The sequence below is a fragment of the Longispora sp. NPDC051575 genome, assembly GCF_040681875.1.
Taxonomy (GTDB): domain Bacteria; phylum Actinomycetota; class Actinomycetes; order Mycobacteriales; family Micromonosporaceae; genus Longispora.
In genome coordinates this window covers 489,573-513,709 of the sequence record NZ_JBFAZP010000002.1, presented here as the reverse complement: position 1 = coordinate 513,709, position 24,137 = coordinate 489,573, and the positions used below count along the sequence as shown (strand labels likewise).

General features: G+C 72.0%; 19 protein-coding genes, 20 tRNA genes and 3 pseudogenes. 36 read left to right on the top strand and 6 right to left on the bottom strand.

Features of this window, described 5'->3' with window-relative positions:
* Window positions 1-4: 4 nt before the first annotated feature.
* From AB0M43_RS06085 to AB0M43_RS06075, 3 genes are all read right to left on the bottom strand, one after another.
* Complete coding sequence (locus tag AB0M43_RS06085) at window positions 5-1,411, bottom strand: hypothetical protein (protein WP_363721585.1); 1,407 nt, start codon at window positions 1,409-1,411, stop codon at window positions 5-7.
* Complete coding sequence (locus AB0M43_RS06080) at window positions 1,408-1,938, bottom strand: SigE family RNA polymerase sigma factor (RefSeq protein ID WP_363721583.1); 531 nt, start codon at window positions 1,936-1,938, stop codon at window positions 1,408-1,410. Before AB0M43_RS06080 ends, AB0M43_RS06085 begins: the two co-directional genes overlap by 4 nt.
* A 278-nt stretch (window positions 1,939-2,216) precedes the next feature.
* Window positions 2,217-3,092 (bottom strand): hypothetical protein, encoded by an 876-nt coding sequence (locus AB0M43_RS06075; protein ID WP_363721581.1) that lies wholly within the window; start codon window positions 3,090-3,092, stop codon window positions 2,217-2,219.
* A gap of 373 nt (window positions 3,093-3,465) precedes the next feature.
* Here AB0M43_RS06075 and AB0M43_RS06070 point away from each other — a divergent pair, with 373 nt between their 5' ends.
* From AB0M43_RS06070 to AB0M43_RS06005, 14 genes are all read left to right on the top strand, one after another.
* On the top strand, window positions 3,466-4,233 hold the full coding sequence (locus tag AB0M43_RS06070; protein WP_363721579.1) for a hypothetical protein: 768 nt from the start codon (window positions 3,466-3,468) through the stop codon (window positions 4,231-4,233).
* A 24-nt stretch (window positions 4,234-4,257) separates the two neighbouring features.
* Window positions 4,258-7,734 carry a hypothetical protein gene (locus AB0M43_RS06065; RefSeq protein WP_363721577.1) on the top strand — a complete coding sequence of 1,159 codons (3,477 nt, stop codon included), beginning with the start codon at window positions 4,258-4,260 and terminating at the stop codon, window positions 7,732-7,734.
* A 49-nt stretch (window positions 7,735-7,783) separates the two neighbouring features.
* Window positions 7,784-9,271 carry a hypothetical protein gene (locus AB0M43_RS06060; protein ID WP_363721575.1) on the top strand — a complete coding sequence of 496 codons (1,488 nt, stop codon included), beginning with the start codon at window positions 7,784-7,786 and terminating at the stop codon, window positions 9,269-9,271.
* Between the two features lie 399 nt (window positions 9,272-9,670).
* A complete protein-coding gene (locus tag AB0M43_RS06055; RefSeq protein WP_363722065.1) occupies window positions 9,671-10,864 on the top strand; it encodes a MoxR family ATPase in 1,194 nt (397 codons plus the stop codon).
* A complete protein-coding gene (locus AB0M43_RS06050) occupies window positions 10,861-12,078 on the top strand; it encodes a VWA-like domain-containing protein (protein WP_363721573.1) in 1,218 nt (405 codons plus the stop codon). The genes AB0M43_RS06055 and AB0M43_RS06050 overlap by 4 nt, the downstream gene beginning before the upstream one ends.
* Window positions 12,079-12,182: 104 nt before the next feature.
* Window positions 12,183-13,634 (top strand): argininosuccinate synthase, encoded by a 1,452-nt coding sequence (argG, locus tag AB0M43_RS06045; RefSeq protein WP_363721572.1) that lies wholly within the window; start codon window positions 12,183-12,185, stop codon window positions 13,632-13,634.
* 236 nt (window positions 13,635-13,870) lie between these two features.
* Window positions 13,871-14,062, top strand: a complete 192-nt coding sequence (locus AB0M43_RS06040) for a hypothetical protein (protein ID WP_363721570.1) — start codon at window positions 13,871-13,873, stop codon at window positions 14,060-14,062.
* A gap of 77 nt (window positions 14,063-14,139) precedes the next feature.
* A tRNA-Trp gene (locus AB0M43_RS06035) sits at window positions 14,140-14,212 on the top strand.
* 137 nt (window positions 14,213-14,349) lie between these two features.
* A tRNA-Pro gene (locus tag AB0M43_RS06030) sits at window positions 14,350-14,421 on the top strand.
* Between the two features lie 38 nt (window positions 14,422-14,459).
* Window positions 14,460-14,532, top strand: a tRNA-Ala gene (locus AB0M43_RS06025).
* A 14-nt stretch (window positions 14,533-14,546) separates the two neighbouring features.
* A tRNA-Glu gene (locus tag AB0M43_RS06020) sits at window positions 14,547-14,618 on the top strand.
* Window positions 14,619-14,658: 40 nt separating this feature from the next.
* Window positions 14,659-14,731, top strand: a tRNA-Leu gene (locus AB0M43_RS06015).
* Between the two features lie 77 nt (window positions 14,732-14,808).
* Window positions 14,809-14,879: transfer RNA gene (locus AB0M43_RS06010), tRNA-Gly, on the top strand.
* Window positions 14,880-15,050: 171 nt separating this feature from the next.
* Window positions 15,051-15,127 (top strand) — tRNA-Gln (locus AB0M43_RS06005).
* Window positions 15,128-15,198: 71 nt separating this feature from the next.
* On the opposite strand, the gene AB0M43_RS06000 is transcribed toward AB0M43_RS06005, so the two are convergent.
* The gene (locus tag AB0M43_RS06000) at window positions 15,199-16,080 is read right to left on the bottom strand and encodes a group I intron-associated PD-(D/E)XK endonuclease (protein WP_363721568.1); all 882 of its coding nucleotides are present in this window, start codon (window positions 16,078-16,080) and stop codon (window positions 15,199-15,201) included.
* A 157-nt stretch (window positions 16,081-16,237) separates the two neighbouring features.
* On the opposite strand from AB0M43_RS06000, the gene AB0M43_RS05995 reads away from it, so the two are divergent.
* The 13 genes from AB0M43_RS05995 (at window position 16,238) to AB0M43_RS05935 (ending at window position 17,555) form a co-directional block, all read left to right on the top strand.
* A tRNA-Leu gene (locus tag AB0M43_RS05995) sits at window positions 16,238-16,310 on the top strand.
* Window positions 16,311-16,408: 98 nt separating this feature from the next.
* Window positions 16,409-16,481 (top strand) — tRNA-Ile (locus tag AB0M43_RS05990).
* Between the two features lie 5 nt (window positions 16,482-16,486).
* Window positions 16,487-16,558 (top strand) — tRNA-Arg (locus AB0M43_RS05985).
* A gap of 7 nt (window positions 16,559-16,565) precedes the next feature.
* A tRNA-Ser gene (locus AB0M43_RS05980) sits at window positions 16,566-16,652 on the top strand.
* Window positions 16,653-16,657: 5 nt separating this feature from the next.
* Window positions 16,658-16,729, top strand: a tRNA-Lys gene (locus tag AB0M43_RS05975).
* Window positions 16,730-16,735: 6 nt separating this feature from the next.
* Window positions 16,736-16,811 (top strand) — tRNA-Arg (locus tag AB0M43_RS05970).
* 2 nt (window positions 16,812-16,813) lie between these two features.
* Window positions 16,814-16,888, top strand: a tRNA-Arg gene (locus AB0M43_RS05965).
* A tRNA-Met gene (locus AB0M43_RS05960) sits at window positions 16,888-16,965 on the top strand. The genes AB0M43_RS05965 and AB0M43_RS05960 overlap by 1 nt, the downstream gene beginning before the upstream one ends.
* Window positions 16,966-16,988: 23 nt before the next feature.
* Window positions 16,989-17,061: transfer RNA gene (locus AB0M43_RS05955), tRNA-Val, on the top strand.
* A gap of 54 nt (window positions 17,062-17,115) precedes the next feature.
* Window positions 17,116-17,200, top strand: a tRNA-Ser gene (locus tag AB0M43_RS05950).
* Window positions 17,201-17,210: 10 nt separating this feature from the next.
* Window positions 17,211-17,282: transfer RNA gene (locus AB0M43_RS05945), tRNA-Val, on the top strand.
* 36 nt (window positions 17,283-17,318) lie between these two features.
* A tRNA-His gene (locus AB0M43_RS05940) sits at window positions 17,319-17,392 on the top strand.
* 89 nt (window positions 17,393-17,481) lie between these two features.
* Window positions 17,482-17,555 (top strand) — tRNA-Arg (locus tag AB0M43_RS05935).
* 136 nt (window positions 17,556-17,691) lie between these two features.
* On the opposite strand, the gene AB0M43_RS05930 is transcribed toward AB0M43_RS05935, so the two are convergent.
* Both AB0M43_RS05930 and AB0M43_RS05925 read right to left on the bottom strand, forming a co-directional pair.
* The gene (locus tag AB0M43_RS05930) at window positions 17,692-18,123 is read right to left on the bottom strand and encodes an SgcJ/EcaC family oxidoreductase (protein ID WP_363721566.1); all 432 of its coding nucleotides are present in this window, start codon (window positions 18,121-18,123) and stop codon (window positions 17,692-17,694) included.
* A 35-nt stretch (window positions 18,124-18,158) separates the two neighbouring features.
* Window positions 18,159-18,785, bottom strand: coding sequence for an SgcJ/EcaC family oxidoreductase (locus tag AB0M43_RS05925; protein ID WP_363721564.1), 627 nt, complete (start codon window positions 18,783-18,785; stop codon window positions 18,159-18,161).
* 94 nt (window positions 18,786-18,879) lie between these two features.
* On the opposite strand from AB0M43_RS05925, the gene AB0M43_RS05920 reads away from it, so the two are divergent.
* From AB0M43_RS05920 to AB0M43_RS05880, 9 genes and pseudogenes are all read left to right on the top strand, one after another.
* Window positions 18,880-19,335, top strand: coding sequence for a MarR family transcriptional regulator (locus tag AB0M43_RS05920; protein WP_363721563.1), 456 nt, complete (start codon window positions 18,880-18,882; stop codon window positions 19,333-19,335).
* Window positions 19,336-19,446: 111 nt separating this feature from the next.
* The gene (locus AB0M43_RS05915) at window positions 19,447-19,794 is read left to right on the top strand and encodes a hypothetical protein (protein WP_363721561.1); all 348 of its coding nucleotides are present in this window, start codon (window positions 19,447-19,449) and stop codon (window positions 19,792-19,794) included.
* Window positions 19,791-20,429: pseudogene (locus AB0M43_RS05910) on the top strand (caspase family protein); the annotation flags it as partial. The gene AB0M43_RS05915 and the pseudogene AB0M43_RS05910, both read left to right, overlap by 4 nt.
* A 195-nt stretch (window positions 20,430-20,624) precedes the next feature.
* Window positions 20,625-20,831 (top strand): annotated as a pseudogene (locus AB0M43_RS05905) (ribosomal protein L7/L12); the annotation flags it as partial.
* Entirely contained in the window at window positions 20,820-21,092 is a 273-nt protein-coding gene (locus AB0M43_RS05900; protein WP_363722063.1) for a ribosomal protein L7/L12, read from the top strand. The pseudogene AB0M43_RS05905 and the gene AB0M43_RS05900, both read left to right, overlap by 12 nt.
* A 115-nt stretch (window positions 21,093-21,207) precedes the next feature.
* Window positions 21,208-22,392 (top strand): DUF6745 domain-containing protein, encoded by a 1,185-nt coding sequence (locus tag AB0M43_RS05895; RefSeq protein WP_363721559.1) that lies wholly within the window; start codon window positions 21,208-21,210, stop codon window positions 22,390-22,392.
* Between the two features lie 24 nt (window positions 22,393-22,416).
* A complete protein-coding gene (locus tag AB0M43_RS05890) occupies window positions 22,417-22,851 on the top strand; it encodes a hypothetical protein (RefSeq protein ID WP_363721558.1) in 435 nt (144 codons plus the stop codon).
* Between the two features lie 71 nt (window positions 22,852-22,922).
* Window positions 22,923-23,297, top strand: coding sequence for a hypothetical protein (locus tag AB0M43_RS05885; RefSeq protein WP_363721556.1), 375 nt, complete (start codon window positions 22,923-22,925; stop codon window positions 23,295-23,297).
* A gap of 3 nt (window positions 23,298-23,300) precedes the next feature.
* Window positions 23,301-23,930: pseudogene (locus AB0M43_RS05880) on the top strand (caspase family protein); the annotation flags it as partial.
* Window positions 23,931-24,137: the final 207 nt, after the last annotated feature.

Here is a 24,137-nt window from a genome sequence, read left to right as displayed (position 1 = left end):
CGCCTCACCGCCGTCCCCGCCGCCGGGGAATCCCGAACGCCACCACCACCCCGACCACGAACACCAGCCCCATCACCAGCCCAGCCCCGAGCACCACGAACCGTCCCCGCACCGGAAACGGCTCCGGCGGCACGGCGGGCCCCCCGAACCGCCCCGCCTCCACCAGATCGAGCGGCACATCGACCGCCTTCACCCCCGCCGGCGGATCGAGCAACGTCTCGGCCCCCCCGCCGGACAACGCCACCAACCGAGCGTGCCCGGCCGTGTAGAAATCGGAGTCGGGCGGACTGTCGGGATACGTCGCCACGTCATCCCCGGCCCGCAGCACCACGGCCACCAGATCCGTCCCGTGCCGCCACCCCAGTCCGCGCACCGCCACCCCGGTGACCGCAGGCAGCGAAGGCCCGACGGTGTCCGCACCGGTCGCACCGTCCAGGTACCCGAACGTCCACCGCCGCGCCCCGAGCTCGGCGGCACCGCACGGCAGCAGACACCCCTCCAGGGTCGCCGTGCCGACCCGCGCCCCGTCCGGCGTGAACGCACCGGGACCGACCAGGTGCCGGCGCGCCCCCAGGTCCCTGGTCCACAGCGTGTTCCCGGAGCGGTCCAGCATCCGGAGTTCCGTGCCGACGGTGACGGCGATCCGCTGGCTGTCGGGGGAGAACGCCGCCACCGACGCCCGCCGCACCCGCGCCAGGTCCGGGTACTCCACCAGCGGCGTCGCCGCCCCCGTCGCCACCTCGAACAGCACCAGGGTCGCCCGCGAGATCCCGTTGCCCTTGGCGTCCAGGTGGTCGGCCATCCGGTGGTGGGCGAGGCCGAGCAGCCACCGGCCGTCGCGGGACCAGCCGACGGACTCCACGCAGCAGTCCGCGCCGTCGGGGCCCGCGAGCCGGCGTACCGTGCCGGTGACGAGGTCGACGATGTTCAGGCCGGGGTCGCCCTCCAGATAGCCCTGGGCGACGTACCGGCCGTCGGGGGACACCTGGGCGCTCTCCCCGGCTGTGGCGGGCGAGCCGTCGAGCAGGGTCCGGTAGGAGCCGTCCCGCCCCACGACCACGAGTTTGCCCTCGTCATCGATCAGCTTGTCGCCGCTGAGTCCGAGGCTGCCGTCGCCGCTGAAAACCACCGAAGCGGGGCCGGCGGGGGCCTGCCGCACGGTCGCCTGCCACATCCAGGGCACAAAGACCTTTCCGGGTACCGCCGCCCCCGCGGCCCCCAGCGGCGCTCGCGGGCTCCGCACCCCCCACGGCACGGCCGCCGCCACCGCCACGAGCAGGAGCGCGAGGCCCACGGCCACCCGTTGCCGGGTCCGCCGCCGCCGCCCCCGCTGCCACAGGTCCCCGGGCAGCCGGGCGGGGGGCATCGTGTCGCCGGCGGCGCGCAGCAGCTCCCGCAGTCGGGTACTCATCCGTCGTGCCTCCCGCCGTTGATCGTCCCCACCAGTTCGGCCAGCTCGGGGGCCATGATGCGCAACCGGGCCAGCGCGTCGCGGGTCGTGCTCTTCACCGTCGACACCGAGCAGCCCAGCGCCTCGGCGGCGGCCACCTCGGTCAGGTCCTCGAAGTACCGCAGCACCAGGACCGCGCGCTGCCGCCGGGCCAGCCGGCCGAGCGCCGCGCGGACCATGAGGGCGGCCTCGATGTCCGGGGCGCTGTCGGCCTGGGTCCGCTCCGGTGGTTCGGCGCGCAGGTCGACGTCGCGCCACCGGCGGCGCCACAGCGACACGTGCTGGCTGTAGAGCACCCGGCGCACGTACGCGTCGGGTTCGCCGCGCGCGACGACCCGTTCCCAGTGCCGGGCGACCCGCACGAGCGTGACCTGCACGAGGTCCTCGGCGTGGTGGTGGTCCCCGGTGAGCAGGAACGCCACCCGGGACCAGGCGGCCAGCCGGCCGGACACGTACTCGCGGAACGACTCCTCCGGACCCACGTCCACCTCCTGCCTCCCTACACGCCCGGCACCCCGCGCCCGGGTGGGTCAACCTACACCTTTCCGACCGGGCGCGGGATCCTCCTGCGCGGAGGCGGGGCGGGACCAACCGCGACGCCACTTCCGATCCTCCTGCGGAGGCGGGGCGGGAGGTGCTCCTGTGGCGGTTCGCCCGCTTCCGGGGCCGCCGTCCGATGCGGGGCGGGATTCCGACGCGGCGCCGACACGAACCGCCCCGCAGGCCGTGTGGGCCTGCGGGGCGGGTGTCGTGCGGAGGTGGGGCCTCAGCAGAGGATGAGCAGCGGCGTCACCACGACGCACCGGGCCACCGCGGAGTCGTTGGCCGGATTCGGGTCGCCGGGGCTGCTGAACGCCCGGACCGCCGTCGCGTTCAGGGTCAGACCCACGGTCAGCGTCGGGTACGTCACGCTGAACCGCCGGTTCGCCGAACCGGACACGGGCAGGGCCCCCAGCGGGCAGGACACCGACCGCCGGCCGGCGTCGAGGCTGCACCCGTCCGGGGAGCTCACCGAGGTGGCCACGGTGGACAGCGTCGTTACCAGCTTGCCCTCGGCCAGCGGCTGCGGTCCGGCGTTGCCGACCGTCGCGGTGTAGTCGATCCGGTTGGTCAGCAGGCCCGCGGACGTCGCGGCGAGCCGGACGCCGACGTCCGCGGCGGACGGCCGGACCGTGAGCGTGATCGTCGGGGTGAGGAGCAGCTCGTGGCCGGCGGACGTGTAGTACTGCACCGCCGGGGTGAAGGTGAAGGTCGTGCCGAGCGGGGTGCCGGGCGCGACCCGGACCCGGATCGTGGCGGTGCCGGCCCCGCTGACGACCGCGTACATGGCGAACGCGTCGAACGAGCAACTGGTGGCGCCCGGGCAGCTCTCCAGCGTCAGGTACGGCGACAGCTCCGTCGACGCGATCACCGCGTCGGCGGCGTAGGAGACGGGCTGGTTGAACGTGCTCTGGAACGTGAACGACACCACCTCGCCGGGGCCGGGGGTCGTGTTGTCGAGGGTGACGGAGGCTTTCGCCACCCCGTCGTCACCGGTGGAGGTGGCCGGTGCCGCGCTCGCGGGTGCCGCGGTGAACACGAGGGCGAGGGCGACCGCGGCGAGGGCGGTCCGGAAGAGTCGGGCCGGGAATGCCGGAGACATCGCGGGGGCTCCTGACGGTGGCGCGGGCTGACACGCTGGCCCGCTGGGCCGGAACGGAACCCATGGAGCGTAGCGGCGACCTCTGCTCCGAACTGGACACTGCCCGATTGGCGACTCGCGGTTATAACCCCGGACAAGGGGGGTACTCGCCATCGGCTCCCGGCCCGGCCCTCTGGCCTTGACCACCAACCAGCCGTGACCGGCGGCGTGAGTCTGGTGTGGATCGGCCACAGCGGAGCGTGTCGTTCGACCAGCGGTCCGCATCCGCCGTTCCTCCACGACAATGCGCATGTTCGTGGGTGCCGTTCTGTCCATCAACTGTTCAGAATGACAGGGGCGCACCGTTGGTCGAGCTAAGGAAGGACTATGCCGAATGTGGAGTGGGATCCTGTCGGGTCTGATCGTCGCGGTTGTGCTGGCAATAGTCTCGGTCGTATGGCGGCACCGAGGCTTCTGGGGGCTGCTGCGCACGACGATCTGGCGGTTCGGCACCGTTCGAGTGTCCGTAGCGGCGCTGTTGCGGATCAAGGATGACGACTGCTATGTCCTGTTCCACTCGCCGTTTCGCCCACAGACCTACGGGCCGCCCGGCGGGGTGTTCAAGTACGGTTCCCAGGCACAGTCTGATCTTGACCGTCTCGGGTTTCTGGACCAGCGCGTCGATGGCCGACAGGCGGAGATGGCGCACGATCTGCGGGGCTACCTCGGTGCGGGGCGATGTCTGGGGTTCATGCGCTGGTTCGTCTCCGGCAAGGGGCGGGAGACGGCGGCAGAGTGCCTGCGGCGGGAGTTGCGAGAGGAACTGGCCGAGGTCGGTCACCCGGAATTGATCGCGTTGGTCGACCGGCTGAACTTCGACCTGGTGCGGTCCGTGTTCGAGAGGCCGCGACCGGCCCGCGGCGAGCACTACAAAGTGATGCGGTACTTCGAGGTGTATGAGATCCGGAAGGAGAACGCTGAGGCGCTCAAGCTGATCGACAGACTGCTCAAGCTCGGCCGAGCGAAGGCAGAGACCCAGGTCATCGCGGTCAACGCCGCCGACACCCGCAGCGGCCGGCACGGGCACTTCATTGTGTCGCCGCAGTCGGCCTTCCTGATCGGAGACAGACGGACCCATGACGACCAACCGGCGCTGCGCTGACGGGTACCCGGCGGTGCGGTGAGTATGGCGGACTATCTTGACGAGATCCGTGACCGGCTCGCCACGATCGGCGTGGACCTGACCGTTGATCTCGTCGATCGGGCGGCTGCCCGCCTAGCGCCCGCCTCCTTCGCCGGTCTCTTCGACCGGACCAGCGCTCCGCTGGTGCTGGGCGCGGTATGGAAGTCCCTGCTCGACAAGAAGCGCTTTGACGCAGAGTGTGATCTTGTCACCGTGGTCGCTGTCCATCACGCGGCGACGCACTCGCCAAGACGTGCCGCCGCCCACCTGCCGGATGGATTGAACTGGCCTGGCACGTGGCTCGAGATCAACATCAGGTTGGCCGGGTCGTGTTACGACCAGCATCGGACGCTGCTGGGCTCTGGAGGCAGTGACGAACTGGTCAGGAACTGTCTGGCCGAGTCCTTCGCTGCCTGGGACGTCATCGAGCCACAGGCGGGCCGGGTGGTAGATCGGCGAGCCAGGATCTGGCGCGGACAGCGCGCGGTCGGGGGACTGGTGCTCGCGCGTAAGAGTGACGAGCCCGTCCCGCTCCTCCTCCGCGCCGTCGCCGACTTTGCCAAGGCTTTTGAGTTCGGGGACAGGTCCGACAGGCATTTCAGCTACCGGATCGAAGCACTGAAGCGCCTTCTGGACCTGGGGTACGACGTCTCGGAGGAGGCCGAGGCGGTCGTCGCCGCAGCACTGAGCCACGGTGCCAAGGGGCGCGAATGGTTCGCGTCCCTCGGGGACCTGCGCACGTCGCAGGGAGTGGCCCTCGGAGCGACGCTGGTTGCCGACGCGGTGACCGACAGCGAATCCGAACGAATCCTGGTCGGCGCGGTAGCCCTGACGTTCGCCACTGACGCCCTGGCCCGCTACGCCGCGGCGGTGGACCTCTACACCGAGGCGCTGCTGTTCCCTGCGGGCGGTGACCTGTCGGACGGCCTGGTCGGGGCGAAGCGCGGTGTCGCCCGTCTACGGATCGCCTGGGTCCATCGACTTCTCGGCCGACCTCAGGTGGGGATTCTCGACGAGGCGATCGCTGCCCTGCGGTACTGCGGCACACCGGGCGCGAAGATGCGAGGCTCGGCCCTGCCGGCGGCGTTGCTGCAACGGGCCCGTGAGCTGCGCCGCGATCGACAGCTCGACGAGGCGTTGGCACTCGCCACCGAGGGCCATCTCTATTGTCTGGCTGAGCCGGAACAGGTGTCGGCGGAGTTGTGCGCGGGCCTCGCGGCGATGCGTCACGGGCTCGCGCTGGGCGTCATGCTCCGGACCGGGACGGAGGTGGACGCGGTCGCGCTCCGGGTCCACCTTGACGGCCTGTCGGCGCTTCCGCCGGACATTCGCGTGATGATGTGGCCTATGGTCGGCGCTGCCGTACGGCTCGTCTACGCCGGTGACCAGTCCGCTGCTGACCGCGACCGGATCGCGGCCGTCGTGGACCGGCTACGGTACGCGGTCGACCACGCCTCCGACGACGCGATCGCCCGCTGGCTGCAGGAACGGATCGGCCGGCTGTGCGCGCATCTCGGAAGCGCGCTGTTGACGCAGGTGCCGGACGAAGGGGCCCAGGACCAGGCGGACGCGACCGGCACCAGGCTCGCTTGGCTGCGCGGGGCGTACACCGCCTTTCGGAGCGCGAGACCGCCCGACGGGGAACCGTCGTCGGAGCTGTGGTGGGCGCTGGGCCTGGCGGCACTCCACTACGCGAAGTCGCTGCGCCACATGGATCCGCCCGGATCGCAACGGTTGCTCGCCGAGTGCATCGACTGCCTGACCCGGTTGTGGGATCGCGAGGATGTGCCACAGGTGAACTCCGCCGCCGACGTCCCGCGCCCGACGGCGAGGGTGACGGGCGACAGTGACCTGGACGCCGAGGCCGAGGCCGAGAGCCAGTACGTTTTGCCGGTGCGGGAAACCGCGAGCTACCTCGGGGAGGCCTTTCTCCGCCTGCATACGTTCACCCGCGCATCGAGTGACCTGGCCGGGTCGATCACGTGGTTGGAGCGTTCGGTGGCTGCGGGCAACGATTCCGAGGCGATGTTCGGTCTGCTCGGTGACGCGCACTACCGCCACGGACGCGAGACGAACTCTCCCGCGTCGTTCCAGATCGCGCTGGCGCACAAGGCGAGAGCGCGGGCGGCCGGCCTGCCCGGCGTAGCCAGCCGGGAGAACTGGAGCGTGAGTGCGGCGAGTCACCGGGCGCTATGGGAGCTCCGGCACGACCCCGCGGACTTCGTGGCCGCCGTCGGGTTCGCCTGGCAGGCCACTGCCACCGACCGGGCCTGGCCGTGGCCGATGGTGCAACTGCTCGACCTGCGCGATGTGGCCGGGCTGGGCGAGATCTCCGCGATCGCCTCGGCCGAACCCGCGCTCGACGACCAGCTGACCCGGATGTTCCTCGAGCCCGAACCGACCACACTGCGCGCCGAGGTGGCGACCCGCGCCGCGCGCAACCGACAGTTCCAGCAACATGTACTCGGCGGCAGGTCCCAGACGTTCGTGCTGAACGACCCGCACCGGCTCCTGTCCGTGTCGCTGGTGATCAAGCCGACCTCCCGGGCACTCGCGACGGCCGAGGCCGCGCGGACAACGTCGCTCGATCACTACCTGCGTTCCTCGGGCGCACCGCACTGGATGCAGGTGCCGGTGGTGATCGACGCGGTCGACATCCCCACGACGATCCTGGACGGCGTGACGGTGAACAGCGCCTACGTGACCCGCCGGGCGCTCGGTCGCAGTCTGGCCGAGTTGACCGCCGCTCGCCGCCGTGGCCCGGCCCTGTTCGAGGCGTCGGAACGCGCGCTCCGCTTCCTGGCACGGATCCACTGCTCGCAGGGCGGCGGGTCGGCGGATCATGACGGCCGGGCGCTCGGGCAGGTCGCGAGGGTCGTGGAGCGGTTCGGCGCGCGCGCCGGTATCGGCGACCCGACCGGCCTGGCGTCCGCGTGGACCCTGCACGCGCCCCCGGTGCCGATCGCCATGCCCGGCAGGGACGGCCACGCCGAGAACTGGCTGGTCACCCCGAGCGGCGGGGTGACGGCCCTGGACTTCGAGGATCACCCGCGCCACCCGCTGCTGTACGAGGCCGTGCAGCTCATCGAGGACCACGCCCTGCTTCCGCCGGAGGACGGGACGCGTGAGCAGCGACTCGGTCTGTGCCGCGCCTACCTGGACGAACTGGCGCTCGTCGGAGAGCCGCACCCGTTCGGCGACGACGACCTGTGGCAGGTGTACCGCGCGTTCGCGTTCGTCAGGGCGGTGTTCCTCGCCGGCTATCTGCCCCGGAAGATGGCCGCGAGCGACGACCCGGGATTCCTCCACGCGGCGGACGCGCGATACCGGCACGCGCGACATCTCATCGTCTACCTCGCGGACACCGAGACCCGCCCGGAACTCCGCGACGTCTACGCGCGGGCGATGCGCGCCGTACCGACCAGGCCGGGCGACGGGGCTGATGCCGCCGGGCGGGATGCTGTACGCTCCCGGCGATGAGCATCTTCTCGAACAGATCGGGGGTCCCGTCCGCGCAAGGTGAGTGCTGATGCACACCTTGACCGTGTACGGGGAGTCCCGACTCCAGTACTGGCGGCGCGTGCGCGAGTTCGCCGTCCCGCCGTCGATGATCGAATCCGCGACCGCCCGCCGCACCGCGGGCGACTGGGCCGGCGCGTGTACGGCCGCCCGCGTCGACGTCGATGTGGACCTGCCGGCCACCACCCGGGCGTACGGCCGGGAGTTCGCCGACCTGGTGCGCGCCGATCTCCGCCTGCTGGCCCCCGACCTGCTGCGCTGGCACCTGCCGAGGATCACCCCCGACGGACTGCTGCGCCCGGGCCTGACCGTGTCCCTCACCCGCTACCCGCCGGACGGCGCGGTGCACCTCGTAGTGCGGACGCCTCCGGCCTGGGCCGACGCGGGGCAGCGCGTCAGCCTCGCCCTCTGGGACGCCTCCCGGCCCACCGCCGGTGCCGGCCTGCACCCGCATCCCCACCCCGACCGCCGGTACCGGCTCGACCTGCACCGCCACCTGTGGGACGCGCACCGGGCGGGCGAGTTCCGGGCCCGGTCCGGCGTGCGACCTTCCGGCGCCCTTGACCCCGCGGGCTTTGATCCCGCGCGCGGTGACCCCGCAGGCCTTGGCATCGCAGGCTGTGACCCTGCGGGCCTGGACTCCGCAGGCTGTGACCCTGCGGGCCCGGACTCCGCAGGCCTCGGGTCTGTGGGCACGGACTCCGCGGGCCCGCTGTCCGCAGGCCTGGTCCCAGCGGGGACAGGCTGTGCCGTGCACCGCTGGGCGGACGAGGCGACGATCCTGCTGCGCTCGCAGGGCCGAGACACCGGCACGGTCGCCGTGCGCCTCTCCCACCATCAGCGGCTCCTTCTGCACGTGGACGACACGCACCCGCCACGGATCACGGCCGCCCCGGCCAGGGGCCAGACCACATCCTGGCCGGTACTGCCGGACGCGGCGACCTGGGTGCCGCCCGACCTGGCGCTGCTGCGCGCCGGACTGATCGGAGCCGACCTCCTGCACCCCCTGGTCGCGGCGGCACTCGTGCCGGGCTCCCGTCCGGCCGGTCCGGGGCGGGCTGCGGCTCCCACCGGTCCGCGCGTCGTCGAGTGTCGCGGAGCCCGGCACCGGATCGGCTTCGTCGACGGCGCGCTCGTCCCGCTCGACCACGATCGGGCCGAGCTGCACCGCGAGGAGCTCCTGGTCGCGCTGGGCGGCCCGCCGGTGCCGTGCCTGCGCGCCATCGACGCGGTGAACCGGCACCCGGAGTGTCTCCCGGACATCCGCGCCCGTCTGGACCACGGCGACGCCACGGGGGCGCTCGCCGTGCTCGAGAACCTGCTGGGCCCCGAGGCGGTACTCCGCGACGGCGCCCTGCGCGACGAACTCGACCTGGCGGCGCGACGACAGGCCACCCACGCGCTCTACCGGGCCGGGCTCGCCGCCGGACCACCCCGGATCGCCCCCGAGCTACGCCGCACGCCGCGGCTGAGGAAGCGCCGCACCTCAACCCGCTGACCCCAGCGCCCGCGCCACCCCGCCACCCCGCCATCGGACGTGGCGACCACGACCCTGCCCTCCGCCGCCGTGCGGCCCCGACCTCCAAGGTGATCACACATGTCTGTTTCCACCCCGCCCACCACTGACGCACCCACCCGGGCCGAGACCCACCCGCCACGGTCCGCACCGACCCGGACCGATTCCCACCCGCTTCGGTCCGCACCAACCTCGGCCGATTCCCACTCACCGCGGTCCGCGTCCGGCCCGGCGGCTTCCGATTCGCTTCGGTCCGCGTCCGGCCCGGCCGATTCCCACCCGTCGCAGACCGCGCCCTCCACCGCCGAGCCCCGCAGGCTGACGGTCGTGTCCGCCGCGCCGGATCCCCGCTCCTCGAAGGCCACGCACCCCGCCCGCCCGATGGACACCGCCGCCGCCCTCCTCGCCCTCCTCCGGGACACCACCACCGAACTGCGCCCCGACACCCAACTGGAGGCGCTGACCCTCGCCGTGGCCGCCGACCTGCCGGTACTGCTGTGGGGCGAGCCCGGCATCGGCAAGACCGCGGCCCTCACCCAGCTCGCCGAGGTACTCGACCTCCCGCTGACCACGGTCATCGCCAGCGTGCACGAGCCGTCCGACTTCTCCGGACTGCCGGTGGTCGGCGACGACCCCGCCGTGCAGGGCGTCCCCATGGCCCCGCCGGACTGGGCGGTGCGCCTGGTGCGGGCCGGCCGGGGGCTGCTCTTCCTGGACGAGCTGTCCACCGCCCCGCCCGCCGTGCAGGCCGCCTTGCTGCGCCTGGTGCTCGAACGCCGGATCGGCGCCCTGACCCTGCCGCCGGGCGTGCGGATCGTGGCCGCCGCCAACCCGCGCTCCTCGGCCGCCGACGGCTGGGAGCTGAGCGCGCCGCTGGCCAACCGGTTCGTACACCTGCAATGGGTCTGTGATCAGGAGGTCGTCGTGCGCGGGCTCGGCGGCGTCTGGCCCCGGGCGGTGCTGCCCACCCTCGACCCCGGGCGGCTGACCGGTGCGGTGGCGTTCGCGCGGCGGGCGGTGTGCGGGATCCTGGCCGCGCGCCCGGCGCTCGTGCACCAGTTGCCGGGCAGCGAGGCCCGCCGGGGCGGACCCTGGCCCTCGCCCCGCAGTTGGGAGATGGCGCTGCGCCTCACCGCGTTCGCCACCGCGGCGGGGGTGGGCAGGGAGGTGCTGTCGATGCTGGTCCGGGGCGTGGTCGGGGACGGTCCGGGGCTGGAACTGCTGGCCAGCCTGGACCGCCTGGACCTCCCGGACCCCGAGGACCTGCTGGCGGACCCGGCGTCGGCGGTGCTGCCCGAGCGGGGCGACCTGCGCCAGGCGGTCCTCGACGGCGTGGTCGAGGCGGTGCGCCGCCGACCCGAACGGTCCCGGTGGGACGCGGCGTGGACCGTGCTCGTGCTGGCGCTGGAGACCGGGGCCCCGGACCTGGTGGTCGTACCGGCCGCCACGCTCGCCTCGTTGCGGCTCGACGACTGGGAACTCCCGGCGTCGATCGAACGGCTAGCGGGCGCGGTGTCCCTGACCCGGCTGGCGGACCACGCCGACGCGCGGTACAAGGTCGGGGCGGGCCGGTGACGACGCTGGACCGCGAGAAGCTCTACGCCGCGCGGCTGTACGCCACCCGGGTCCGGCCGTACCTGGCGACCGCGCTCTTCGCCCTGAAGGTGGTCGAGTCCCGCCGGGTGCCGACGATGGCCGTGGACCGGCACTGGCGCTGCTACGTGTCACCGGGGTTCGTGGACCGCACCCCGGTGGAGGAACTGGCCGGGGTGTGGGTGCACGAGGTGTCGCACCTGCTCCGCGACCACCACGGGCGCGGGGACCGGTTCGCTCTGGAGCACGGGTTGACCGGGCCCGGTGAACGGCTGCGGATGAACATCGCCGCGGACTGCGAGATCAACGACGACGTGTACGGCGACGGGCTGCCCCGCCCCGAGGGCGCCGTCCAGCCGCTGGACCTCCGGCTGGCCGCGGGCGAACTGATGGAGGACTACCTGCGCCAGTTCCGGCTCGGCGCGGTCACCGCGCACCTGGCCTGGCTGGACTGCGGCAGCGGCGCCGACGGGGGCGAGCGCGACTGGGACCTGGGCCCCGACGGCGCGCACGGCCTCAGCGCGCAGGAACGCGACGCGGTCCGCTTCCGGGTGGCCCAGGGCGTGATCGGCCACCCGGGCAGCGTCCCGCGGGGGTGGCGGCGGTGGGCGGAGCAGGCGTTCCATCCGCCGCAGCCGTGGCGGGACCTGCTCGGCGCCGCCGTCCGCTCGGCGGCCACCGGGGCGGGCGTGGGGGAGGACTACACCTACGGCAGGCCCGCGCGCCGGGCCGCCGGCCTGCCCGGGGTCGTCCTGCCGAGCCTGCGCCGCCGGCCGCCCCGGGTCTGCGTGGTCATCGACACGTCCCGTTCGGTGAGCGACGCCGAACTGGGCAGCGCGCTCCTGGAGGTCGCGGCGATCTCCCGGAGCGTGGGCGGCCGGCGCGACCTGGTCAGCGTGGTGTCGTGCGACGCCGCCAGCAATGTCGCGGAACCGCTGTGCCGTGCCGAGGGCATCACGTTGCTGGGTGGTGGCGGCACGGACCTGCGGGAGGGGTTCGCCGCCGCGCTGCGCGCCAACCCCCGCCCCGACGTGGTCGTGGTGCTGACCGACGGGCAGACGCCCTGGCCGGACCGGCGGCCTGCGTGCCGCACCGTGGTGGGGCTGTTCCAGCGGCACGGGAACGTCCGGGAGTGGGACCCGGACTACGTGCCGGACACGCCACCGGACTGGGCGCGGGTGGTCACCATCGGCTGACCGGGTGCCCGGCAAACGCGGCCCCGATGGGGAAGAATAGGGATGAAAGTACCCATCGATCGGGCGAATTTGCATGGTCATGCAGCATGATGCATACTTCTACCATGTCTAAGGTGCTGGGGTCTCTGCCTGTTGGTGAACGTGTCGGAATCGCCTTCTCCGGGGGTCTCGACACCTCCGTCGCCGTCGCGTGGATGCGCGAGAAGGGCGCGATCCCCTGCACCTACACCGCCGACATCGGCCAGTACGACGAGCCGGACATGGACACCATCTCCGGCCGCGCCGAGGCCTACGGCGCGGAGATCGCCCGGCTCGTCGACTGCCGGGCCGCGCTCGTCGAGGAGGGCCTCGCGGCGCTGGCCTGCGGGGCGTTCCACATCCGCTCCGGCGGCCGGACGTACTTCAACACCACCCCGCTCGGCCGGGCCGTGACCGGCACCCTGCTGGTCCGCGCCATGCTCGAGGACGGCGTGCAGATCTGGGGCGACGGCTCCACCTACAAGGGCAACGACATCGAGCGCTTCTACCGGTACGGGCTGCTGGCCAACCCGTCCCTGCGGATCTACAAGCCGTGGCTGGACGCCGACTTCGTCACCGAGCTCGGCGGCCGGACCGAGATGTCGGAGTGGCTGCTCGCCCGCGACCTGCCCTACCGGCACAGCACCGAGAAGGCCTACTCCACCGACGCCAACATCTGGGGCGCCACCCACGAGGCCAAGTCCCTCGAACAGCTCGACGTCGGCATCGAACTCGTCGAGCCCATCATGGGCGTCCGGTTCTGGGACCCGGCCGTCGAGATCGCCACCGAGGACGTGACGGTCAGCTTCGTGCAGGGCCGGCCCGTCGCCATCAACGGCAAGGAGTTCGCCACCGCCGTGGACCTGGTCCTGGAGGCCAACGCGATCGGCGGCCGGCACGGGCTCGGCATGTGCGACCAGATCGAGAACCGGGTGATCGAGGCCAAGAGCCGCGGCATCTACGAGGCCCCCGGCATGGCCCTCCTCTACGCGGCCTACGAGCGGCTCGTCAACGCCATCCACAACGAGGACACCGTCGCCGCGTACCACAACGAGGGCCGCCGCCTCGGCCGCCTGATGTACGAGGGCCGCTGGCTCGACCCCCAGGCCCTCATGCTCCGCGAGTCCCTCCAGCGCTGGGTCGGCTCCGCCATCACCGGCGAGGTGACCCTCCGGCTCCGGCGCGGCGACGACTACTCGATCATCGACACCACCGGCCCCGCCTTCAGCTACCACCCGGACAAGCTGTCGATGGAACGCACCGAGGACTCCGCGTTCGGCCCGCTGGACCGGATCGGCCAGCTCACCATGCGCAACCTCGACATCGCCGACTCCCGCGCCAAGCTGGAGCAGTACGCCCGGCTCGGCATGGTCGGCGGCCAGCCGCACCCGGCCCTGATCGGCGCCGCCGAGCCGGCGTCGACCGGGCTGATCGGCGCGATGCCGGAGGGCGGCGCACGGGCGATCGCCTCCCGGGGCCGGGCCGGCGACAACGACGAACTGCTCGACGCCGCCGCCATGGAGTCCGGCACGGACTAACCCCCCGCACCACGAAGACCGCCGCCCGGCCAGCCGCCGGGCGGCGGTTCCGCGTCTCCGGCCGCCGGCGGAGTTCGGGCGCGACAGATCCTTTCCGTGCCAACGCATTCGGTGCCGAAACCTCGCGTGAAGGACGTCACCGGAAGCGCGGCGCGGAAAAGCATTGCGACGCCCACGGGCGTGACCTATGGTTGTCACAGCACTGAGAGAGACAAGAACCGAAGGAGGGGAAGACAATGTTGCAGGCCACCACCAACTGGCAGTACTCCGCACTACGCGGCGGTATTACCGTGCGAGTGGGCGCGGTCGCCATGCACGCGGGCAATGCCGCCGTGCACACCGGCAAGGCCGTCACGCACATGTCCAACCGACCCCTCGGGCACCTCCACCCGAAGCCGTACCTGGAAACGGGCAGGTGGCAGGCGTAGCGCATCCAGTGCTACCGCCACCGCCCGTCCACCAGGACCGGGCGGTTTTCTCTTTCTCCACCTCCGCGTTCCAGCGGACGGGTGTAGCTCAATCGGTAGAGCACCAGCCTCCAAAACTGGCGGTCGCAGGTTCGATTCCTGCCGCCCGTGCTATTGCCGTACCCCACGGCGAATTGTTTCTTGAGAATTCCACAGCGGATGGCATGAATAACCGGCGCGCATTGCGTGCGCCGGAAAGTCCCGCACGCCGTGGAACAGTAATTTTCGACAGTGTGCGGGCATCATTTCTGGGACGAGGAAGACGGAAATCCGCCCGCTTTGGAAGCGGGAGACACGCGGTTCGACTCCGTGGTCCCAGACGAGGTGGTGGAGCGCCGGGGGGTACTCCACCACTCCAGGGCCTGTGGCGCAACTGGTGGCGCTCCCGTCTGGCTGGCGGGTGGTTTCGGGTTCGAATCCCGACGGGTCCACGCACGAGGTACCAGGCCGATTCGACCATGGGTAGCGTCACCGCTCTCTCACAGCGGAGGACCGGGTTCGAGTCCCGGATCGGCTACCGACGCCGGAGCTCCGCGCGAGCGGGTCGCCGGCGGCCCGCCCCGGTGGCCCAATCGGCAGAGGCACCCGGCTCAAACCCGGGTTCTGCGGGTTCGAGTCCCGCCCGGGGCACGCGACGCCTTCGCCACCGGGTGGCGGCCGTCCTGGTATGACGGCCCGGGCCGGTTCGACTCCGACCGAAGGCTCATGCCGCTGTAGCACAGGGGGAGTGTGCCGCGTTGCCAACGCGGAGACCCGGGTTCGAATCCCGGCAGCAGCTCTACGGATCCGCCCCGGCCCGGGGCGGCGCCAACTCCAGGGAGAACTCCGGGTCCGACCGGGCTCCCTCCGAAGCGCGGATGATCCCGCCCGGGACGCCTCAGGCGCCGGGTGGGGCTCGCTCATCGCGCGCTGGGCACCCGGCGGGACCATCACGCCCGCCGGGTGTCTTTCCTGCGTCGTCTAACCAGGTAGCGACGCCCGGCTCTGAACCGGGAAGTGGGGGTTCGAATCCTTCCGCAGGAGCCAGCCCGACACCCGGCCAGCCGCCGGGCGCGGCCCTCGGGCGGGAGTCGAGCTGTCGGCTCTGACCACCCGAGCTATCCGGGCATGCTGCCCGGCTGGCGCCGAGCACGTGACTTCCGCTGCCGGGCTGGCGGCGGGGCTTGGACTCGTTCGTCTAGGTGGGACAGCCGGTAGCTCTCGTACTTCTGCAGGTTGAGAGTCATCTGACCCTGCACGGCTTCCAGTGGGATCAGATAGCTCCTGCGGTCCCAGGTGTAGATGAAGAAGAGGTCGATCTCCCCTGGCGCGTAGACTCCTCTGCCGTATCTCCCGGTAGAGGGGCTTGTCCCGGTTCCGTATACCGTCCTGCCGATTCCCACGGTGTGGGCTCGCGTGGTCTTGACCTGGATCCTCTTGAGGCCTTCGTCAGATTCTGCGATCAGGTCGTACCTGGCGGGCTCCAACGGAACAGAGACCATGTATCCGCGTTCCATGAACCACGTGGTCGCCATTGCCGCGCCCGCCTTGGACAGGTTCTCTGGAGCCGGAGGTCGAAAGAACGGCACCGGGAGCGCCTGAACCGGAGCGCCGTTCCAGTCCTGACGAAATATTCCGGAGGTGTCGATCCCGAACCTTTCGGCAGCCTCCTGGGTCCTCCTCTGTGGCCGGTGGTGTTGAGAGAGCCCTAGCTTTCCCTGCACCTCGGGCCAGGTCCTGGATTCCTGGATCGCCTGTCGTAGCACCTGCTCCTCGATGTCCAGAGGAGATCCCGGCTGCGGCGACGTGATGGGAACGGCTCCTACTCTGCTCTTCAGATGAGAAACATCGAGATTCAAGCGCAGAGCATGGCCTCTGAGGCGGGCGATGGTCTTTCCGTACGGGTTCAACCCGAGCCGACGGGTGGCCTCTGTCCAGGAGGCTGCTCCCGCCAGAGCGTGTGCCAGTTGCTCGTCGCTCCAGGTTCGAGGTCTTGCCATACTCCAACGATAGAGTAGGGAGTCAACCTCATGCTCATTAGGCTATGAGGGATCCGGCTCGTCGCTGGTAGGAACGGTAAGAACGCCAGCGCAGCACGAAGGCCGCGCACCCATCTCGTACATGGGAGGCTCCGGTTCGATTCCGGACGCTGGCTCCGCCCGACTGGCCCAGTGGAAGAGGCGCTCGGTTCAGGTCCGAGAGGTGCGGGGTTCGAGTCCCCGGTCGGGTACGCAGGAAAGAATGGGCTGGGCGCCGGTGCGCAGTGCTCCCTTGCAAGGAGCGCCCCCTCGGTTCGACACCGAGTCGGTCCACGCAAGACACCACCATCCCGCCTGAGCCAGCTGGTGACGGCACCGCTCTGATGAAGCGGCTCTGCCAGGTTCGACTCCTGGAGGCGGGACCCATGCCCTGATAGCTCAGCGGACGGAGCGCCGGTCTACGAAGCCGGAGGCCCAGGTTCGATTCCTGGTCGGGGTGCGTTGTGGGAAGTTGGCGCCCAGCGGTGGGCGACCGGTCTCGAAAGCCGGGCCGGGGCCGTGGGGTCCCGAGGGTTCGACTCCTTCAGCTTCCGCTCGCGGGCCGCGAGCATGGATGGTCATGCTCCGGACTCTTACTCCGGAGAGCGGGGTTCGAGTCCCTGGCGGCCCACGTTCTCCCCTGGCAGCTCGACGGACCGAGCGGCGGCCTTCTAAGCCGAGGTGTGCGGGTTCGAATCCCGCCCGGGGGACCATTGCCGCTCGCGCCCGATGGCCGGGCTCCGGACTTCTACTCCGGACTGCGTGGGTTCGATTCCTACGGGCGGCACCAGCAGGGTGGAGCAGCTCGGAGTGCTCGCGGGTCTCATAAACCCGAGGTCGTCGGTTCGAATCCGGCCCCTGCAACCATGTCCCGCCCTCGGCGGGTACCCGCTCCGGTAGCTCAGCTGGTAGAGCGCCGTCCCGACATGGCGGTGGTCCCCGGTTCGATTCCGGGCTGGAGCACGGCCCTGCGGGGCGCTGGGCGTAGTGGCCGGACAGGAACACGGGCACGACCCTGGAGGAGCCGGCCCGGCTTCGGAACCGCCCCTGGAAAGGGCGGACGCGTTCGCGCGCGTCGTGGGTTCGAATCCCACCTCCTCCGCGCAAGGCACGCCCGCGTAGCTCAACGGAAGAGCACCTCGCTTACAACGAGGGGGCCGGGGGTTCGACACCCTCCGCGGGTACGTCGCCGGGACCGGACTCCGGGCCCGGCACGCCATGGTGTCCGTGGTGTAAGGGAAGCACGCCGGTCTGTGACTCCGGCGGACGTGGGTTCGACTCCCCGTGGACACCCTGAGCGCGTCCTGGACGGCGGCACGTCCAGCGGGCTGTAACCCCGCCGCCTTCGGGCAGACCTGGGTCGGCACCAGGGGCGCGCACCACACCCTCGTAGCTCAGCGGAGGAGAGCATCCGGTTCCGAGCCGGAAGGTCGCAGGTTCGAATCCTGCCGGGGGTACGTCGCCATCCGCTGTGGGGGACTCGACCGCGGGGGAGCGCTGGGACTCAGCCGGTCCTCATAAGACTGGAGCGCCCGGATCGTCACCGGGACCCGCGACCCACACAATCCAGGACCAGACCTCGACGGGTACGCGTCAGCGCGCGGCCGGTCGGGTGCCGGGCTGGAACCTGAAGGACACCGCCTCCATCAGCGGCTTGTGCTGCGTCTTCTGCACGGCCGCGATCCGCCACCGGCCGTCGGTGTCCCGGACGACCGTGTAGGTCGCGAGCTTGCCGAGCTTCCTCGGCTGGCCCTTGGCGGATTCGCCGCGGGTCACGACGACGGCCGTGTCGGCGCCGTAGTGCCGGATCTCGAGGATGTCGACGGTGAGCCGGGTGCCCTTGAGGAAGCTGTCGAACAGCGTCTGGTGGGCCCGGCCGATCTCCTCGCCGCCGTGGTAGACGGTGCCGGCGTAGGTCACGTCGGTGGCGTCGGCGGTGAAGCAGGCCCCGTAGGCGGCCCCGTCGCCACTGTTCCAGGCGTCCTGGCTGCGCGCGAGGAGAGTACGGATCTCGGCGGTGTCCATGGTGGATTCCTTCCGGTGGTCGGTTGCCAGTACCCTCAGCGTTCCGCTCGGGGTCTGGTCTGCGGGTCGAAGAGGTAGGAGATCCGTTCCATCACCGGCTGGCGCTGGGTGTTGTGGAAGCTGGCGATCCGCCACTGCCCGTCGGGTTCGCGGACCAGCGTGTAGGTCTGGGTCTTGGACAGCTCGACGGGACGGTCGCCGTCGTACCGGTCGCCGCGGGTTGTCACGACGGCCACGTCGGTGGCGTAGAAGCGCATCCCGAGGTAGGAGTCGGCGAGCTTGGAGCCCTTCAGGAAGCCGCCGAACAGGGCGCGGTGTGCCGCAGTCAGGTCCTCGCGGCCCCGGTAGTGGGTTCCGATGAAGGTCGTGTACGTGGCGTTGGCGGTGAAGACCGCGCCGAACGCGTCGGCGTCGTTGCGGTCCCATGCGGCGGTCATGGCGCTCAGGGTGGAGCACACCCCGCGCAGGTCGGCGTCGGTGCCGCCGTCGGTGGTGACGGTCACGCACTCGGTGACGCCGGTGTCGCGGACGTCGGACGTCTGGTCCAGCCACAGGTAGCCGCCGGTCGCGGTGACCGCGAGCCCGAGGGCGGTGGCGCCGAGCGCCCGGACCAGGGTGCGGCGGCGGGAGGTGCGCGGAGGCCGGGTATCGGCTGAGGTCATGGCGGGTACCCCTCGTGTTAGTCTCTGCTTGAAAGATTTAACTGCTCTGAAGATTTCTCTTCTCTGAGGAAGAGATTATGGGAGAGGGGTGCCGGTGTCAACACCTCCGGATCCGAGCGCGGTGTTCCGGCAGTACCTGAGTTCCGTCGTGCTGCACGCCCAGGCGGGCGCCAAGGCCGTCGACCTGGGCGCGACCGACCTGTACGCGCTGAACGTCCTCGAACTGCGCGGCGCCATGACGCCCGGCGAACTCGGCGCGCGCACCGGCCTGACCACCGGCCCCACCACCCGGCTCGTCGACCGCCTCGAACAGGCCGGCTACGTGCGCCGCGCGGCCGACCCCGACGACCGGCGCAAGGTCATCGTCGAGCCGGTCGACCAGCCCGCCGACCTCGACCGGGTGCTGGCCCCCGCCCGCCGCAGGATCGGCGACCTGCTGGCCAGCTACACCCCGCAGGAGCGGGAGCTGCTCTTCGACTACTTCGCGCGCGCGGCCGAGGCGTTCCAGCAGTCGGTCGAGGACCTCGCCGACCACGACCGGGGCGCCTGACCCCGCCCCGGGGCCGCCGGTGGTCGCGTGTGGAGCGTCCACCGGCCGGCCCGCGCCGCCCGGTGCGGCATACTTGTGCCCGTCGATGATGTCGTGGAGCGGGGAGGTCTCATGGACGTGTCGCTGTCGGTGCGGTCCGAGGGGGACGGCGGGGCGCTGGCCGAACTCCACGACTGGCTGCGCCAGGAGCCCGAGCTGCGCGGCCTGGTCACCGCGGTCGCGGGCCGGCCGGAGCCGGGCGAGCTGGGCGCGGTCACCGACGTCCTGTCGATCGCGCTCGGCGGAGGGGGAGCCCTCACGGTGCTGGCGACGTCGCTGCGGACGTTCTTCGCCCAGCCCCGCCGCTCGGACATCACGATCACGATCACGGACCCGGACGGGAGTTCCGTGGAGATCGACGCCCACCGGGTGCGCGACGTCGAGGCGTTGGCGCGGGCGGCGTTCGACCGGCCCCGGTGAGTGTGCGCGCGGCCGACGCGGCCCGTTCCCGGATCGTCCTGATCGGCACCCCCGGCTACGAGGATCCGGAGCTGCCGGACGTGCCGGTCATCACCAACAACCTCCGCGACCTGGCGGCCGTGCTCACCGACCCGGGTCTGGGCGGGTTCAGTCCGGCCCACTGCGCGGTCGCCCCGCCGGACGCCGGCGCGGCCCAGGTCGGCCGGCTCCTGATCGACGCGGCGGCCCAGGCCGAGGACCTGCTGCTGATCTACTACAGCGGACACGGGCTGCTGGGCCCGCTGCGCCGGGACCTGTACCTGAGCCTGGCCGCGACCCGGCAGGACATGCTCGCGTTCACGGCCCTGCCGTTCGAGGCCGTCCGCGACGTGTGCCTGGCCAGCCGCGCCCGGAACCGGGTCGTGATCCTGGACAGCTGCTTCAGCGGCAGGGCCATCGGCGACACCCTGGCGAGCTCCGCGGCGGAGGTCCTCGGCCAGCTCCAGGTCGCCGGCACGTACACCCTGACCTCCTCGCCCGCGAACCGGACCTCGGTGGGCCTGCCCGGGGAGCCGCACACGGCGTTCACCGGCCGGATGCTCACGTTGCTGCGCGCCGGCAGCGCCGCCGCCGGGCAGGTGCTCAGCCTGGGGGACATCTACCGCCACCTGTTCGCGCAACTGCGCGCCGAGGGTCTGCCGGTGCCCCAGCAGTGCGGTACCGCGACCGCGGACCAGCTCGGGCTCGTGCGCAACGTGCGGTTCGGGGCGCCGGGCGCGGTGCCCCAGCTTCCGAGCGCCCCGGCGCCCTGGACGCCGCCGGCCCGGACCCCCGCGCCCCCACCCGGCCCGGACGAGTTCGACGTCGTCCTCGACCGCGACGGCGGCCGGAAGATCCAGGTCATCAAGGTCGTCCGCGAACTGACCTGGCTCGGCCTGAAGGAGGCGAAGGACCTCGTCGAGAGCGCCCCGGCGGTGATCCTGCGCAAGGTCGACCGGGTGACGGCGGACCGGGCCAGGATGGTGCTGGAGGTCGCCGGGGCCGCCGTGAGCGTCAGGTCGCCCGGCGACGGGGCGCGCGCCGCCGCCGTGGTCCGGGCGGAGCTGTTCGACGTCGTCCTGGCCGAGGTCGGGAGCAGGAAGATCCAGGTCATCAAGGTGGTCCGGGAGATCACGGGGTTGGATCTGGCGGCGGCCAAGAAGCTCGTGGAGCGGGCTCCGACGCCGCTGTTGCACAGGGCGGACCGGGGGACGGCGGAGCGGGTCCGGGTCGCGTTGGGGCAGGCCGGGGCACGGGTCGGGATCACGCCACTGGGCTGAGCGGGCGTTCCGACCGTTGACCGCCGGTGCGGAGACAACCGGGTTGCGGTGCCCCGGCGGGCCGTGTGACCATCGTCGGCATGTCGAACCGAAAGGGCGCGTCCGCCCTGGCGCTGTGAGCGCCCGTCGCCGGCGACCCTGTCGCCGTGCCGCTGTTCTGCGTGACCCCGGCCCCGTTCTCGCCCAGTGGCACGAGGCCGTCCAGCTCCGGGCGGAGTGGACGGGGCACGCACTGTCCACCGCGCCGGCCGACCGGGCCGCCGCCGAGCACGCCGTCACCGGTCTCTACGCCCTGCTCGGGGAGCCGCCGCCCGCGTTCGTCTGGGTGCCGTCCCCCGCCGCCGCGTCCGTGGTCGTGCCGCCGGTGGACACCGGGGCCGCCAGCGGGCCGGAGCCGGTGGAGAACAGGCTCGCCACCCTGGTGTTCGGGCTGCGGGAACGCCTAGCACGCAGTGCCCGGGTCGAACCCGTGGAGTTCGGCTGGAACCGACCACCGCGCGTCGACCCCGAGGCGGCGCTCCGGGAGGGCGTGCCGCTGCGGTCCGTCCTGGAGCGGGTGGCGGCCCCGGCGCTGCGGCGGGCGGTCCGGGAGTCCCTCGTGGCGCTCATCCGCGCGGGGACACCCAACCTTCCCGACTTCACCTGGTACGGCCAGCACGACGCCGACTGGGTCGGCTTCTACGACATCCACCGCCGCGTCCTGGGTACCCGCTTCGGGGTCGCCGACACGGCACACTTCGAGCTGTGGGCGTCGCTGGCCCGGTCCACCGGCTGGTGGTGGCCGCGCGCCGGCGTGTGCGTACTGGCCGACCGGCCGGCCGCGACCCACGCCGAACCCGTGCCGGACGGTTCCGGTGAGCGGCGGCCGCACGGCCCGGCGGTGCGCTGGCGCGACGGCGCGACCGCGTACGCCTGGCACGGGCTGCCCGTGCCGTCCTGGGTGTTCGAGGACCTCACGGTCGCCCGGATCGCCGGCGAGCGCAACGTCGAGATCCGGCGGTGCGCGATCGAACGCCTCGGCTGGACCGCGTTCATCGACCAGGCCGGCCTGAGGCTCGTCTCCCGGGCCGCCGACCCGGGCAACCCCGGCGCGGAACTCCAGCTCTACGACCTGCCCTACCTGCACTGGGGCGCCCGGACCAGGCTGCTGCTCGCCGTCAACGGATCGGTGGAGCGGGACGGCACCCGCCGTCGGTACGGGCTGCGGGTGCCGCCCTGGTTCGACCATCCCGTAGACGCGGCCGGCTGGTCCTACGGGCTGACCGGCGCGCAGTACGCACAGCTCCAGCGACGTACCTGACCCTCGAACCCCACGGTGACCATCATGAGACTCGCAGACATCCTCGACCGCTCCGGCCTCGACGTCCTCGGCCATCTCGAACGCGCACTGACCGTACCGGTGATCGACGGGCTCCAGGCCCAGGGCGACCTGATCGTCGTACCGGCCCCGATGCTCGGCACGGTCGGGGTGCACTCCTTCGCCTCCTGGGAGCCGGTACCCCGCTCCGGGGTCGAACTCGTGCGCGGCGAAGCCGGCAACAACCCGCACACCCTCGTCGCCGACCCCGGCACCTGCCACTGGACCACCGGGGTCCGGGACCCCCTCTGGTTGGCGATCGGCATGTTCTCCAACACCAGCCCGGTGTACCTCGTCCACCCCGAACACGGCGGCAGCGGCGTCGCGCCCGGCAGGTGGGTCGTGCGCCGGCAGCAGGAACGCTCCGGGGGCTTCCGCAGGAACGTCCTCGTCGCGGACTAGGTGACGACCACTCTCCGGGGCCGGTCGGGTATCGGACTCTGTCCGGCGGTGGTGTCGGCTACGTTGCCAGGATGAGCGCAACCCTTCTCGTCCGACTGGCGGTGCGCGGCGTCGACGAGGGGGACACCGACGACGCCGTCACCGGTGTGCTCGACGAGTTGACCCTGCACCCGGTCGAGGCCGTCGACCGGCCGGCCGCCGGGGACGCCCCGGACGGGACCCGCGCGGGCGAACTCGTCGCGCTCGGCGGGGTCCTGGTGACCCTCGCGAGCAGTCCCGAGGTGGTCACGTCGGTCCTGTCCGGACTGTGGGGCTGGCTGGACCGCCGGGGACGGGGCCGGATCGAGATCCGGATCGGCGAGGACCAGCTGATCATCGACGGCACCACCCGGGCGGAACGCGCCCAGCTCATCGACGCCTACGTGCACAAGGTTCTGGGGCGCTAGCGGGTGGCCAGGCGCGCGCTGATCATCGCCAACGGCCGGTACGAGGATCCCCGTTTCCGGCCGCTGCCCGGCGCGGAGGCGGACCTGTACGGGCTGCGCGCGGTGCTGACCGATCCGGCGGTCTGCGGCTTCGAGGTCGAGGTGGTGCGCAACGGCCGCACCGACGACATCCGGATCGCCATCCAGCAGTTCTTCGCCTCCGCCCGCCGCGACGACATCCTGCTGCTGCACGTGTCCGCGCACGGCCGGCGGGACGAGAGCCGCTGGTACTTCGCCGCGACGAACACCCGGCACGAGTTCCTCGACGCGACCGGGGTGTCGTTCGAATACATCGACCAGCGGATCGACCGGGGGCTGTCCCGGCGGGTCGTCGTCCTGCTCGACTGCTGCTACAGCGGGGCCGCCACGCTGCGCCGGACCCGGGGCGAGCCGGTGGCCGACCTGAGCGACCAGTTCAACGGGCGGGGCCGGGTGGTGATCACGTCGTCCACGGCGTTGCAGTACGCGCACGAGCAGGACGTCACCAGTGTCACGCCCGCCCGGCCCAGCGTCTTCACCCAGGCGGTGATCACGGGGCTGGCCACGGGGGCCGCCGACCTGGACGGCGACGGGTTCGTCAGCGTGGACGAGCTGTACGACTACGTGCACGCCGAGGTGACCAGCCGGGTACCGGAGCAGACCCCGACCCCGGACCGCCGACCAGGTCGAGGGGCGCCTGCTCCTGGCCCGCGCCCCGGCCGGTGGGGGTTCCCACCCCGGGGCCGGGGACCGCGCGCACGACGCCGAGGGGAAACTCGCCCGGATCCGGGACGGGAACGGCCCGGCCGTCCGGGAGACGTC